This is a genomic window from Candidatus Palauibacter sp. (assembly GCF_965237495.1).
Lineage (GTDB): Bacteria > Gemmatimonadota > Gemmatimonadetes > Palauibacterales > Palauibacteraceae > Palauibacter.
Genome location: NZ_OZ250143.1, coordinates 3,912,801 through 3,926,008, shown reverse-complemented (window position 1 = coordinate 3,926,008; position 13,208 = coordinate 3,912,801). Strand labels below are relative to the sequence as shown.

12 protein-coding genes are annotated in these 13,208 nt (G+C 67.7%); 1 reads left to right on the top strand and 11 read right to left on the bottom strand.

The annotated features are described in order from the left end of the window. Positions 1-16 precede the first annotated feature (16 nt). Positions 17-475 (top strand): DUF2269 family protein, encoded by a 459-nt coding sequence (locus ACPXY0_RS17230; RefSeq protein WP_423926694.1) that lies wholly within the window; start codon positions 17-19, stop codon positions 473-475. Here the strand turns inward: ACPXY0_RS17230 and ACPXY0_RS17225 are convergent. The 11 genes from ACPXY0_RS17225 to ACPXY0_RS17175 form a co-directional block, all read right to left on the bottom strand. Then, a complete protein-coding gene (locus ACPXY0_RS17225) occupies positions 472-906 on the bottom strand; it encodes a hypothetical protein (RefSeq protein WP_423926692.1) in 435 nt (144 codons plus the stop codon). The genes ACPXY0_RS17230 and ACPXY0_RS17225 overlap by 4 nt on opposite strands. 58 nt (positions 907-964) lie before the next feature. After that, the gene (locus tag ACPXY0_RS17220; RefSeq protein WP_423930729.1) at positions 965-3,292 is read right to left on the bottom strand and encodes a DUF2723 domain-containing protein; all 2,328 of its coding nucleotides are present in this window, start codon (positions 3,290-3,292) and stop codon (positions 965-967) included. 136 nt (positions 3,293-3,428) lie between these two features. Then, positions 3,429-3,944: a hypothetical protein gene (locus ACPXY0_RS17215; RefSeq protein WP_423926690.1), complete on the bottom strand. Its 516-nt coding sequence runs from the start codon at positions 3,942-3,944 to the stop codon at positions 3,429-3,431. A gap of 21 nt (positions 3,945-3,965) precedes the next feature. Beyond that, on the bottom strand, positions 3,966-4,643 hold the full coding sequence (locus tag ACPXY0_RS17210; protein WP_423926688.1) for a hypothetical protein: 678 nt from the start codon (positions 4,641-4,643) through the stop codon (positions 3,966-3,968). Continuing rightward, positions 4,640-5,878 carry a hypothetical protein gene (locus tag ACPXY0_RS17205; RefSeq protein ID WP_423926686.1) on the bottom strand — a complete coding sequence of 413 codons (1,239 nt, stop codon included), beginning with the start codon at positions 5,876-5,878 and terminating at the stop codon, positions 4,640-4,642. The genes ACPXY0_RS17210 and ACPXY0_RS17205 overlap by 4 nt, the downstream gene beginning before the upstream one ends. Before the next feature lie 36 nt (positions 5,879-5,914). Continuing rightward, on the bottom strand, positions 5,915-7,093 hold the full coding sequence (locus tag ACPXY0_RS17200; protein WP_423926684.1) for a hypothetical protein: 1,179 nt from the start codon (positions 7,091-7,093) through the stop codon (positions 5,915-5,917). Positions 7,094-7,162: 69 nt separating this feature from the next. Further along, on the bottom strand, positions 7,163-8,290 hold the full coding sequence (locus ACPXY0_RS17195) for a 6-bladed beta-propeller (RefSeq protein ID WP_423926682.1): 1,128 nt from the start codon (positions 8,288-8,290) through the stop codon (positions 7,163-7,165). Continuing rightward, the gene (locus ACPXY0_RS17190) at positions 8,287-9,531 is read right to left on the bottom strand and encodes a hypothetical protein (RefSeq protein WP_423926680.1); all 1,245 of its coding nucleotides are present in this window, start codon (positions 9,529-9,531) and stop codon (positions 8,287-8,289) included. The genes ACPXY0_RS17195 and ACPXY0_RS17190 overlap by 4 nt, the downstream gene beginning before the upstream one ends. Next, positions 9,528-10,685, bottom strand: coding sequence for a hypothetical protein (locus ACPXY0_RS17185; protein ID WP_423926678.1), 1,158 nt, complete (start codon positions 10,683-10,685; stop codon positions 9,528-9,530). Before ACPXY0_RS17185 ends, ACPXY0_RS17190 begins: the two co-directional genes overlap by 4 nt. Positions 10,686-10,873: 188 nt before the next feature. Continuing rightward, complete coding sequence (locus tag ACPXY0_RS17180; RefSeq protein ID WP_423926676.1) at positions 10,874-12,112, bottom strand: hypothetical protein; 1,239 nt, start codon at positions 12,110-12,112, stop codon at positions 10,874-10,876. Beyond that, entirely contained in the window at positions 12,109-13,140 is a 1,032-nt protein-coding gene (locus tag ACPXY0_RS17175) for a hypothetical protein (protein WP_423926674.1), read from the bottom strand. Before ACPXY0_RS17175 ends, ACPXY0_RS17180 begins: the two co-directional genes overlap by 4 nt. Positions 13,141-13,208: the final 68 nt, after the last annotated feature.

Sequence of the window (13,208 nt, the reverse complement as noted above, 5' to 3'; positions counted from 1 at the left end):
GGATATGCGTGGAGTCATGCTGTTCCTGCACCTGATCGGCCTCGCGCTGTGGTTCGGCGTCACCCTGTCGATCGCCCTGTTCGCCGTCCGCGCGAACCAGACGGGCGACCGAACCATCATCGCGTTCGCCTACCGCGCCAGCCACCGGCTGCTGAGGGGCCCCGGGCTCCTCGGCATGCTGCTGACCACGATCGCCGGCTTCGGTCTCGCCGGGATGGGTGGCTACGGAGTCTTCCGGCTCACACCCCACTGGCAGTTCCAGATGCAGGTGCTCGGCCTTATCGCCTTCGCTCTGGCGGTGGCGATCCAGATTCCCAACTCGGGCCGCCTCGTGCGCGCCTCCGAGGCTTCGGCCAACGCGGGAAAGGACAGCGCCTCGTTCGTGAAGTTCCGGAAGACGAACGCGATCGTCGGCTCGATCAACGGCGTGCTGATCCTCATCGTCACCCTGCTGGGCGCGCTCCGCCCCTTCTAGCCGCCGCCGAGAAGCCGCGCGAAGTGGTTCGCGCGGCGGTACGCCTCCTGCGCCGCCTCGGCCGTTCCCTGCACTTCTTCCGTCAGCCCCTGCACGGCGTGCGCCAGGTAGTACTGGAGCGGGATGCTCGACCGCGTTGACGGCTCGGGCCATTCCTCCAACTCGAGGAGATCGTCGACCAGGAATACGTCCTCCAGGAGTTCACGGGTCCCCCGCGGGTCGTTCCAGGTCGGCATCACCGAATCCGGGAACTGCTCGCGTAAGTCGACCAGATTCCCGGAGACTTCGAGCGGGCCGTCGACGAGCTTGAAGGCGAGGCCGTGGCGCACCAGGTGGGGCTGGAGCTGCCACTTGTCCCAGACGGGCGACGCGGTCCCGGCGAAATACACCGGCCGGTCACCCAACGACTGCCGGGCGATCCGGAATACCATGGCGTCCCAGCGTCCAATCGCGTCGCCCCCGGGACGCTTTGGAGTCCCGCTGCCGGCTTCAGTTCCGGGGCCCTCCCAAGCCGGCGAGCCGGCCGAAGTGGTCCGCGCGCTGGTAGGCCTGTTCGGCGGCTTCCCCGTCCCCGAGGTGTTCCTCCGTCATCCCCTGGAGTAAGTACGCGAGGTAGTACTGGGCCGGGATGCTCGACGCCGTGGAGGGCTCGGGCCACTCCTCCCAGTCCAGCACGCCTTCGACCCGGAACACGTTCCAGAGCAGGTCCTCCGTGCGCGCGCGGTCGTTCCAGGTCGGCGACACCGTGTTCGGCATGTACTCGCGCAGGTCGACGAGATCTTCGGAGGGTTCGAGCGGGGCGTCCACGAGCTTGAACGCGAGCCCGTGCCGGACGAGGTGCGGCTGGAACCCCCACTTTCCGTACACGGGCGGGGCGGTGGCGGCGAAGTAGACCGGCCGGTCGCCCAGCGCCTGCCGGGCGATGTGAAACACCAGGATGTCGGGGTAGAGGATCGTGTCGCCGCCCCGCACCGTCCCGGTGACCCAACTCGAGAGCCGGAACGCGGTGTCCTGCGGGACCGCAAACCCCGCCGCCCCGAGCCCGTCGATTTCTGTGTCACTGAGGGCGATGATCGAGCGGGCGGGCGGGGTCAGGTCCATGTCAGCGTAGGGGCTCGCCGCGTTCTCCCCGTCGAACGGCCGCTGGCACACGATCGTCGTCGGTGAGTCCTCCGACGACTGCCCCGGCTCGCACGGTGTCGTCAGAGCCCGCAGCTGCTTGGGGTACCAGTTCGTGCCGAGATAGGAGTGGACGATCACGGTCACGTCGCGCCGGATTCCCTCGACCTCCTGCAGATACCAGAGCGGGAAGGTGTCGTTGTCCCCGTTGGTGAACAGCACCGCGTATGGTTCGACGGACTGGAGGATGTTGTACGCCCAGTCGCGGGCCGCGCTGTCCCCCGTCCGGTCGGCGCGGGAGTAGTTGAAGAAGAGGGGGATGAGGGCGACCGCGAGCAGCGGCGCCGCCTTCCGGTGCCGCGGGCCGAACCCGGCCGGCCGCTCGTCCGGTTCCGCGTTGCGGTAGCTCCGCGTCGGATCCGGCCGCGGGGGGCCGGTCCACTGCCCCCACAGCGCCACGAGTCCCAGCCCGGCGTAGATGCCCCACATCTGGAACCCGATGATGTAGAAGTAGTCCCGCTCCCGTACTTCGTGCTCGATGATGTTCGGCACCTCCTCCACATAGAGCGAGTAGCCGTACTTGAAGTTCAGGTAGTAGACGAGGAGCAGCGTGACGGTGAACAGCAGGGTCCCCGCGTAGACGAACGTCTTCCGGTCGCTTCGGAAGTGCGTCCAGAGTCCGAGCAGGGCGAGGAAGAGGAAGATCATGCTCGCGGCGAGACGCCCGGCCGGGGGCAGCGACCGCGCCCACTGCCAGTCGAAGTACTGCCAGTAGTTCGCGTACTGGGCCGTCAGCGGGGCCTGGCGCTGCGTGATCGGACCGGGGCCGTACTGGTCCCGGATCAGCGACAGGGCCAGCGGCTCGCAGGCCACGGAGAGCTTGCTGTTCCCGAACCGATCGTCGATGCGCTTGGGTGTGATCGCCGACACGACTGTCGGGCACTCGGGATCCGCCTCGTCGATGATCGGGTTCTGCGCCGAACGGATGGGGACGAAGAGGAGCTGCACCGAGTACCCGATCGCGAACAGCAGTACCCCGAGCCCCAGAACCCGCGGGTTCAGCGCGGCCCGCCAGCGGTGCAGGAGCACGAAGACGGCGAGGGCCGGCCCCGGCAGCAGCGACATGGTGTGATTCGACCACCCCAGGCCGAGCACGAGCGCGATCAGCAGGAGCAGCCGGTTCCCGCGCGCGGTGTCCGCCTCGTCCATCCAGAGCATCGCCAGATAGCTGACGAGAGAGACGACGAAGAGGGAGAGGGTGTAGACCTTCTCGTTCAGGTTCGACTGGGTCCATACGGTGAAGGCGGTCGCCCCGATCCACACCGCGACCATGGCCGCGATGAGCACCTCGTGCCGGTTCCGGCGGAAATGCGCGACCATGCGCGCCACCGCGAGGAAGAAGAAGAAGCTCGCCCCCGCCGAAAGGGTGGCGCTGAGCACGTTGATCCGCAGCGCGACCGGGAGCCCGGTGAACCCGAGCAGCAGATCCCACACGCGCCCCAGGAGGACGAAACCCGGATTCCCGGGCGGATGCGGGAGCCCGAGGATGTGCGCCGTGGTGACGTACTCGGAGGTGTCCCAGAAGCCGGTCGTGGGCGCGATGGTGAGCAGATAGAGGGCCCACACGGCGAGCGCCGTCAGCAGCCCCCACACCCGCAGCGTCAGCGGACCGATCTTTTCGCGCTCGATGCCGTTCATCACGCCGGTATTACGCGCCTCTGGTCACGAAGTTCGCGTGGGGAGATTCCGCCGCGAATACCGGACATCCGAGGCGGTTTAGCTGCGCGCCGAAACTAGCCGCCGGTCGGGGTGGGAGCGAGCGGTGGCCGGGCCATCAGCGGTCGGACCGGTCAAGCGGCCAGAGCTGCACGCGCTCGATTCCGACATCGTCGGACACCCTGCCCAGAACGTAGTCTTCGCCGATCTCGAAGATGCTCAGATCGGATGGCAGCTCCATGAAACCCTGCACACGGCCCTCGGGGTCGAAGACCGTCCACGGGGGGGCCGGCTCGCCGGGCAACTGGTAGTCCTCCACCCAGAGATAGCCGCGGGAGTCGGTCAGAACCCGACCGAACGCGGGGAAGGTCTCCAGGAGCGGCATGTCTTTCAGCTCGGCCAGCGCTTCCGCCCGCTCTTCCTCGGTGTTGTCCGCGTACCGCTCGGCCAGCGCGTCATCGACGTCGGCCCGGGTCGGACTTCGAACGTCGTGCTCCCGGCGCACGATCCACGCCAATACGCCGTCCGTCGTATAGGCCCGGATCTCATAGGCGTCGTTGGAGCCGATGACGATCAGATCCCCCCAGACGCGGGCGATGGCGGAGTGGCGGAAGGGCTGTGGGTGCACGGCCATGCCCTCTTCGGCGACTATGTATCACTCCGACGCCGGATACGTCCCGAGCGCCGCATGCAGGCTGCCGTCCGGTGACGCGATTGCGTATTCGATCTCCCGGCGGACCACTCCCGTCCCCATGGTGCCGGCAACGAAAGTGGGCACGGTACCCAGGAACATCTTTCCGTCGGGCAGCACGCCCATGAGGCGGTAGTATTGATCCTCCAGCACGAAAGTGCGGCCGTGCGCTCCATGGGCGTCGAAGACGGAGATCCTTCTCGCATACAGGTCCGACGCCGCAATGGAATCTCCGGGCCAGGGCTCGACGCTCCAGGGAGCGGCGAAATCGCCGAACTCGCCCGGCCCTTCGCCCCTGCCTCCCCACGATGCGAGGTGCGTGCCGGACGCGTCGAACACCCGCAGTTCGCCGGAGCCCGCGTTGGCGACGACGATCCTGCCGTCCGGAAGCCTCGCGGCGTCCATGACCTGATACAGCTCGTACGCCGGGTCTCCCTCGAAGGCGCCGATCGAGAGGGTAGGCGACTCCGCGATGCGCCATCCGAGACGAGTCTCCGGCGCGGGTTCCTCGTTCTCGACGATCGTGATGCCCGCGCTGTCGCGGATCACCGACTCGAGGCCCGAGCGTCCCTCGTCGGCATCCCCACACGAGGCGGCAGCGGCGGCCAGGATGCACACCCCCGTCAGAGTCATGGTTCTCATGGTGTACCTCGGTGCGCTGGCGTGATTCGGGCGCGGATGACGTAGGGCACGTCCAACTCGTCCGTCGCGATCAGCCAGACCAGATCACCGCGCACGACCGGGGTGACCTGCTCGAAGAGGTTGAGGCCGGAGCTCAGGCTGGCCGTGCCGAGATAGGCCACGTCCCTCGCGTAGACATCGAACAGGACCCCGTCACCGTTGGAGGGGGTCCGGATCCACAGGTTGCCCTCGGCTGATTCGAAGATGGCCTCGACAGCAGGCTTGATGGTGGGGACCCGGGACCAGTCCCATTCACCCACGCCCATGTTCGAGAGCATTTGCCTCATCAAGTCGATGACGGAATCTCGTTCCACGGCAGGGACGGGGACGGGGGGTCGACGGGTCTCGACCAGGAGCGTCGTGTCACCGCCCGGCTGCCACCGCTTGATGCGGTATTCCGGCTCTCCGCGCCAAGTGGACCACACCGCGCCTCGCGGATCAATGTATCTGGCCTCGTGCGGGTAGAACGGGATCGAGTACGCCATGTAACCGCCGCCCATCTCCTGGTAGAAGGCGCCGGGCTGGCTCGCGGGATCGAACTCTTCGCCTTCCGGGCGGTCGCTCGGCAGCGGTAGCGAGTCCATGAGTCTCATGTTGAGATCGTAGACGCGAAGCAGCCTCCGGTTCCCTGACGCCCAAGACGGCCGGTAGATGCGGTTCCCCTCTACCATCGCGCCGTTCCAGGTCGCATTGAAGTTCGCGTCGGCGAACGGGAAGGACTCGACGAAACCGTCCTCCGGATCGAAGACCGACATCCTCCCGTTGCGCGTATCCGGGACCCAGACGTGGCCGCGCGGGCCGAGCATGAGACCGTTCGCGTCCACGAACTCGCCGGGTCCCTGCCCCTTGCGTCCGTGGGTCGCGACGTGAGCGCCATCCGGACCGAAGACGCGCAGTTCCTGTACCTGGGACTCGAGGACGACGAACCCTCCGCCGTCCAGCACGACCAGGCCCTTCAGATACCCGAACACATCCGGCCCGTCACCTTCCATGGAGCCGACGCGCAGTTCTTCCACCAGAGTCCAGGTGGGGGCGGGATCGGGGGGAAGGGTGTTGAGGACGCGCTCGAGCCCTGAGGGCAGCGTATCCCTCACCGTGACCGCGCCACCGGCCTGCTCGCCGCCGCAGCCCGTCATTCCAATGCAGAGGACGGCGAGAAACGCCGCCCGGCTCACGTAGCGTTTCGAGACACTCATGCTTGTCGTCCTCCTCGTCCCGCCGCAGCGCCGGCGTTACGGCGAAACGGCCTTCAGCTGCGGCGGCAGCGCGTATACCGAGACGTACTCGATGTCGAGTTCGTCCTGCTCGATGACGATCAGATGCTGGCGACCAACGCGAGTGAGCCGGGGTCCGGACGGGAGTGCGAGTCGGCCGAGGAGACGCCCCTCGCCGTCGAACGCAAGCCAGCTTTCACCCTCCGGATCCCCGGGGTGTCGCCACTCGCGCACCCAGAAGCCGCCGTCCGGGGCGGCCCGAGACCCGGCCACGGTCCCGAACTGCTCGGCGACCGGCTTCGCGTCGAAGAACCTCAGCGCCTGCTGACGCTCCTCCTCCGTGGCCGCGCTGCGGACCGCCTCTTCTCGCGCCGCGGCCACATGCGCCTGCGTGACGGTCCGGTCGCGGCCCGTCCAGCGGATCAGCCGCGTCAGTCGGCCCTCGGGATCGAGGATGCGAACCTCGTACGCGTCGCCCAGCGTCAGCGCGATGGCCCCCTCGACGGCCGTCGCTCCGGCCACACCTTCGAAGTGCCGGCTTTGGAGGACGGTTTCGCCCCCGATGTCCACGGGGCCAAGGTTCCAACCGGGGACGTTGAAGACCGTGTCCTGGAGCGCTCCGGACCCGGAGTAGCGAAGCCCGATGAGCGGCGACCAGGTGAAATCGTCCGCTCTCGTCATCACAATGCTCGTGACGAGGACGCTCCCATCCCGGAAGCGCCCGCCGGCGATCGGGGTCGGCGCGATGGGGCGCATCGGGCTGACCGAAAGGAAGCCCCCGCCCGCCGTCCAGTAGGCGAGCCTTCGATTCCGCCAGTCATAGATGACGAGGGAGTCCGCCCCCGCCTTCCACACTCTCTGCGGCAGCCCGAATTCGCGTGGCCCTTCACCCCGAGAGCCGAAGAAGGCCCGAAGTGTCCCGTCCGGCGCGAAGATGCGGATCAGGGGCTCGACCTGGCTCACGACAACGACGGAGCCGTCGTCCAATTCCAGGGCGTCGGGGACGCGGAACATCTGATACCGGGGCGGGCCGTCCTGCCGGCCGAGGCGCAGTTGCGGCTCCGGCGGCAGCATGAACTCGGGGATCTCGCCGCGGTTCTCGACGATCTCGACCCCCGCGCTGTCGCGCACGGAGAAGTCCTGAAGCCGGTCACCAGGCGAGGCGTCGCACGCAATGCACAGGACGGCGGTAGCCATGACCCCGCCATCAGTCATGGTACGCCGTATCGAGCGCGTGATCGCACGGACGTTGTCCAAGGGTCCCTCCTACTCCGGGATCCGAGTGAAACGGACGCGTGCGGCTCGCCAGACGTCGAGAGAGTCGCGCGTCGTGCCATAGAGTGTCGTCTCGGTGACCCAGGGAGATCCGAGGTGGCTGACGCCTCGCGGCCATCGGTATCGCGCCACCAGGGTGTCCTGGCGGTAGACATCGGCTTCACGCATCTGCTGTCCGTCGACACCCGTCTTCTCCACCCACAGCCGGCCTGCGCGATCGAAGAAGAGTTCGGCGAGAACCGGCTTGCGATCGGGAATCCCGAACGGGTGTTCCCGCAGGTCGAATCTCTCCTTCTCCTGGTCGATCCGGGCCTGCGCACGGCGCCGTTCGTCCGGTGTCAGTTCCGGTCCCTGTAGTGGATCCTGGATCAACGACGTGCTTCGGTCGGGATGGTGAAGCGTGACCGCGTAGGCGGAACTGACCGCCGTGGCCCACCAGCCTCCCGGCCCGTGCCCGTGGAACCATCGCGGACCGAAGGGCTGGTAGAGGAAGAACTTGGCGGCCTGATTTCCCACCATGATGTCGACCGGACTGAAGCCGGTGGCCTGCTCCTCGGCCGTCGCCATTGTGACCGTATCCACGGCCGCGCCCGGACCCAGGTGGAAGCGCGTGAACCGGGTGTCGCCAGCCGCCATCCCCAGATCCACGAGCCGACCCTCCGCGTCGAAGGTCACCGGCGCGATCAGATTGAAGGAGGCGTTGACGCTCCTGAGGCCGCGCACGTACTCCGCGCCTTCGCCGTCGAGTCTGAACGCGCTGTAGCGGATGCTCTCCCGCACCCACAGGAGCCCAGCGGGCCCGAACGTCATGCAGCAGGGATTCGTCAACTCGCCGGGACCCTCCCCCTGGCCGCCGAAGCTGAAGGCGAAGCGGCCGTCCGGCTCGAACACCCGCACCTCGTGGGTCTGATAGTCCGCGACGATCAACCGCCCGCGGTCGTCTTCCACGACGGAGCCGATGGTCGTGAACAGGTAGGGATCCTCCCCCTCGACCTCGCCGACCTCGAGGTCGATCGACCCCTCCCAGACCGGGACCTCCCGGGGCGCAGGGGAACCGCCATCCGCACACGCGACAACGCCCAGGAGCAGCGCGATCCCTGCCGGGATTCCGGGCTTCATGAGCCGGAGCGGTCGAGGGGCCAGGACTCCACGTACTCGATGTCGAGGGCGTCTCGCCGCGTGCCGAGGATGTAGTCCTCGCCAATCTCCGTGACGCGGAAGCTCCCGGGCATCTCGACCATCCCCAGGGCACGGCCAACGGGATCGAATACGGTCCACAGGCGTTGGTCCTCACCCAGCAGTCTGTATTCCTCGACCCAGAGGTGGTTCAGCCGGTCAACGACGACGCGATTGAAGGCGGGGAACGCGTCAACCAGCGGCATATCGGCGACCGCGTCGAGCGCCTCGGGGCGACCGGGGTTCCGCCGGGCCACGTCGTCGCGCAGGTCGGCCCGGGTCGGAGAGCGGGCTTCGTGGTCGCGGCGGACGATCCTCGCGAGCGACCCGTCCGTCCGGTAGGCAAGGATCTCGTAGCGGTCGTTGGTGCTCATCACGACCAGATCCCCCCACACGAACGCGAACGCGCTGCGATCGAAGGGGTAGGCGCGGGCACGCGTCCCCTGGGCCGTGGTGACGACGTATAGTTCCGATCCCGGGTACACGCCCAGGTCCCGGTGTACGCTCCCGTCCGCCTCCAGAATCCCGTATTCGAGGTCCGGGCGTGTGAGCTCCGAGGTGCCCGGCGTGCCACCCGAGTATGTCGTCAGCGTTTGGGCCAGGACTCTCCCGTCCGGGAGCGGGCCGACCACCGACTGGTAGCCGCTCTGCGGCTGCAACCTGAGGGCGCGACCGAACGTTCCAGCCACGGAGAAGATGGAGATCCGGCTCTGGAACGGCTCCCTGGCCATCAGCGAATCGCCCGGCCACGGCTCCAGGCCCCCCGGAGCCATGACGCCGAATTCGCCCGGACCGTCGCCCTGGCCTCCCCACGATTCGAGGTGGACACCGTCGGAGTCGAAGACGCGGAGTTCGCCGGAGCCCGCGTTGGCGACCACGATCCGTCCGTCGGAAAGCCGCATCGCGTCAAGGGCGCGGAAGAGTTCGTACGCGGGATCGCCCCCGGCCGTCCCGATCGACACCGTCGCCTCCGGCCCGACCTGCCAGCCCAGCCGCGACTCCGGAAGCGGGCGCCCATTCTCGACGATCGTGACGCCGGCGCTGTCTCGGACGACGCTCCGCAGGCCCCCACCGCCGTCCGGTCCGCCCGCGCACGCCACATAGAGGACGCTAGAAAGGACAGCAGAGAAGACCACCGGCAGGGCCCCAGCGGCCCCAATCGTTCGCGTGGTTCGGAAGGTCATGGCTTGTCGAGGGAATAGAGGCGGACGTATTCGATGTCCTGAGCGTCGCGCCATACGCCGAGAATGTAGTCGTCGCCGATCTCCAGGCCCGGAGCGAAGTCCGGGATGAACCCCCGGTCCAACCCCGGTGGCACCGAGACGCTGCCTAACCAGGTGCCGTCGGCAGCGAAGACCTGGAAGGGCCCGACGTCTATCCCGGCACCGAAGAACGGTTCCACCCAGAGATTGCCCACCGCATCCAGGCGGATGGAGCGCAGGATGGGCAGTGTCGGGGCCCTGGGATCGTCACGGCGGCTCCGTCCCATCTGTTCCGCCTGCTCGCGCGAGACGCCCCCGAACGTGGCGTTCGTCTCGATGTACTCCTCGATCTCCGCATCGACGTGCGCACTCGTGACCGGAGTCGGCGTAATGTCCCGGCGCAGGATCCGGGTAGTTTCGCCATCGTCGAGGGAGATGGACCGTAGATGGAACGCCTCTGTATCGACGGCGGCGAGCGTCCCGGGAGCGACGGCGAACTGTGGCCCCTTTCCGAAGTCGTAACCGATGTGCGCGACGCCCTCGCCGGAGCGCCGTATCACTCCCTCTTGACCGAGAAAATCCGACACCGCATGAATCGTCCCGTCCGAGAGATCGAGGGCGCCGATCCTGATCCCCGGCCATCTCACGACGCCGTCCACCTCCGGCCAGGCGCCACCGTAGGCACCGTCCGTGAAGTTCATGATCAGTTGGCGCCCCGACACTCCCACAGCCGATCGCGGTCGAGATTCGCGCCAGGACGGCTCCACTCGGATCGTGCGGACGAGTTCACCGTCCGCATCGAAGATCTGCACGCGCCACAGCGCCCTGTCGTACGAGACCAGGGAATCGCCAGCGAGCACACCCACGAAGGACAGGGAGCGGTGTTCGCCCGGCCCTTCGCCTTCACCGGCCGCGCGCCACACGAAAGTCCCGTCCCGGTCGTAGCGGCGAAGTTCGCCGGACCCCCCGTCCCCGAGCACGATGTCGCCCGTGCTCAGGCGTACCGCCCCCACGACACCGTAGAGTTGGTAGTCGGGATCCCCGATGGCCTTGCCGATTTCGAGCAGCGGCTGCTCACCCACGGTCCAGCCCTCGCCGGGCCCCCACACCGGCTCAACAGCGGTGGCGATCGCCACTCCGGCCGAATCCGAGTGCAGCGTGCCGGCCTGCTCCCCCGCCAAACCACAAGCCGGCAGAGCGAACAAGGCCAGGAGTGGAGAGACGGCACCTGTGCGGACCCACCGCATCAGGAGACAACCGCGGCCGCCGTGATCCATGACTCTCTCCCCGTGGTCGGTTCCGTTGTGCCGAACCGGGGACACAGTCAGCGGCGGCTTGGTTGCGCGGGGATCGAGGATCTTTCCACCAACGCGTAGACCACGACGCTCTCGACATCCATCTCGTCCCGGAACACCCCGAGGACGAACTCGCCGGTCACATCGAGGATGCGGAATCCGGGCGGAGCCTCGATCCTTCCCAGCCACTCCCCATGCGGGGAAATGACGGTGTACGGCGACGCGCCTTCCTGGAAGCCGCCCGGTCGGTAAGAGGGCAGCCATACGCGTCCTTCGGCGTCGGCGAACGGCGAACCGAAGAGCGGCATCGGCCGGCCGACGCTGGCGGAGTAGGCGGCCATGTCCCCCTGCATGATCTCCTCGAACCGGGACTCGGGAACGCTGCGGTACTCGGCGCGGGTCCTCCTTCGCTGGGCGGCCTCGACGGACCCCACCAGTTCCCCGGTCAGGGGGGCGGGTTCGGCCTGCCAGCGTACGATCTGCGTTACGGAGCCGTCCTGCAGACGCCAGGTCACCTCGGGCCGGTCGGACCTCGTGTAGACGAACTGTCGGTTGGCGACCACGACCTGGCCCACCGCCTCGATCGGATCCCACCACTCGAGCTCCGGCGGGATCCGCGTCACGAAGTCGTACGACGCGACCGTGTCGAGGGCGCCGGTCTCCATGTCGACGCGGGCCATGTGCCCAGGGCGCCATTCCCCTTCGAATCCGGTCCGGAAGTTGGGAGCGGTGAACAGCACCGAAGTCGCCAGCAGCAACTCGCCGGATGAGCCGATGCCCGCCACACGGAGGCCGATTGACCGATGGAGCTCGGCGGCGCGCGCGATCGAACGGCCGGCGAAGAGCGTGACGCGGCCCAGGCGCCGGTCGGCCACCAGGACGCTGTCCTGCCCCGGCGCGAACAGGGCGTCGACATACGCGACTTCGCCCGGTCCCTCTCCCCGTCCGGCAAGCACCTCGTGCGTCGTGCCATCCGGGCTCAAGACGACCAGTTCGCTGCTCCACTCGTCCGAGAGGACGGCGCCGCCGTCCGGGAAGAGGCGGCCGAAGTTGATGCGCTCGAACGCGTAGTTGCCCTGACCCACCCCGTGGCTGTACACCGGCTCCGCCGCTATGGCGAAAGGCGCCTCGACCTCCGGCATCCCCGCATACTCGACGATCCGCACCCCGGCGCTGTCCCGCATCCGGACCTGGGCATCGCCGGTGAATCCGGTGTCTTCCCCGCAGGCAGCGAGGGCTGCCGCCAGCATCAGTAGGCGGCTTGTCACCGGCCGAACGGCAGGTCTCCGATGTCGTACCAGTCGAGCGCCCGATCCGGAATCCCGTCGGCATCGTCTGGCCCGATCAGTCGGTCGGCCAGCACGACCAGCGTCGACCCCAGGAGGTCGAAGCTCCTCAGCCGATCCCTGACCCGCACCGACCCGACGTATTCGGCGTTCTCGTACACGTCCAGGTAGGACCATTCGTGCTGGTCGCGCTGGGTGGCGATCCAGTAGCGGTTGGCGTCGTCGAACAACTGCTCGCCCGTGGACAGATGGTAGTTCTTCGGGGTGGCGCGATAGCTTTCCAGCTGCTCCTCGACGCCCTGGGAGATGGGGAAGCCCCGCCGCCTGTTGAAGCCCCTGAGCATCTCCTCGCGACGTGCGACGTCACGCTCGCCCGGGAGTTCCGGGACGTACATCGGCGCGCGTAGAACCGTGGCGTCGCCGGTGTCGCCGACGAAGATCAGGTGGCCTTCACAGGCCACGAAGACCCAGCCCTCCTCGCGGTCCGGGATGCCGTAGATGACTTGCCCGCACTCGACATCCCACGTCGCCCGCGGAGACCCTTCCTGCCGCGCGACCTGCCCGGAGGCGAGGTTCACGTCGTACCGGGTCACCAGCGATCCGGAAGTCTCGCCGCCGAGCATCGCCATGTAGTCCAGCGACAAACCTGAAACCACAGCGCCGAACGACGGGAGCGGCTCAAACAGCCTGTCCGGCAGCAGCACATCCGACACGTAGGCGCCCGATGCCTCGAAGACCGAGAAGCGGCCCAATGCCGGATCCACCACTCCAACCGTTCCGTCATCACCACGAGCGAGGTCCCCAGGATTGCCAAACTCCCCGGGACCTTCCCCCTCGCGCCCGAAGACTCCCGCGACAGTGCCTTCCCCGTCCACACAGCGGACCTGGCCCTCGTAGGAGTCGATTACGCAGGCCGTGCGCCCATCCGCAAGAAGCGCGACTTCGTTGCTCTCGCTAAGCGGCACGGCTGCCGTGCTGATGAGGTCGGGCGTGAAAATACCCGGGCCCACGGCGTCACCCTGACCGCAGGCGCCGGCAATGGCCAGGAGTGGAAAGCACGTACCTGCTCGGAACCACT

Excerpts from the sequence above, each read along its gene's own strand:
- ACPXY0_RS17230 (WP_423926694.1), top strand. The coding sequence starts at position 17 with ATGCTGTTCCTGCACCTGATCGGCCTCGCGCTGTGGTTCGGCGTCACC.
- ACPXY0_RS17225 (WP_423926692.1), bottom strand. The coding sequence starts at position 906 with ATGGTATTCCGGATCGCCCGGCAGTCGTTGGGTGACCGGCCGGTGTAT.
- ACPXY0_RS17220 (WP_423930729.1), bottom strand. The coding sequence starts at position 3,292 with ATGAACGGCATCGAGCGCGAAAAGATCGGTCCGCTGACGCTGCGGGTG.
- ACPXY0_RS17215 (WP_423926690.1), bottom strand. The coding sequence starts at position 3,944 with ATGGCCGTGCACCCACAGCCCTTCCGCCACTCCGCCATCGCCCGCGTC.
- ACPXY0_RS17210 (WP_423926688.1), bottom strand. The coding sequence starts at position 4,643 with ATGAGAACCATGACTCTGACGGGGGTGTGCATCCTGGCCGCCGCTGCC.
- ACPXY0_RS17205 (WP_423926686.1), bottom strand. The coding sequence starts at position 5,878 with ATGAGTGTCTCGAAACGCTACGTGAGCCGGGCGGCGTTTCTCGCCGTC.
- ACPXY0_RS17200 (WP_423926684.1), bottom strand. The coding sequence starts at position 7,093 with ATGGCTACCGCCGTCCTGTGCATTGCGTGCGACGCCTCGCCTGGTGAC.
- ACPXY0_RS17195 (WP_423926682.1), bottom strand. The coding sequence starts at position 8,290 with ATGAAGCCCGGAATCCCGGCAGGGATCGCGCTGCTCCTGGGCGTTGTC.
- ACPXY0_RS17190 (WP_423926680.1), bottom strand. The coding sequence starts at position 9,531 with ATGACCTTCCGAACCACGCGAACGATTGGGGCCGCTGGGGCCCTGCCG.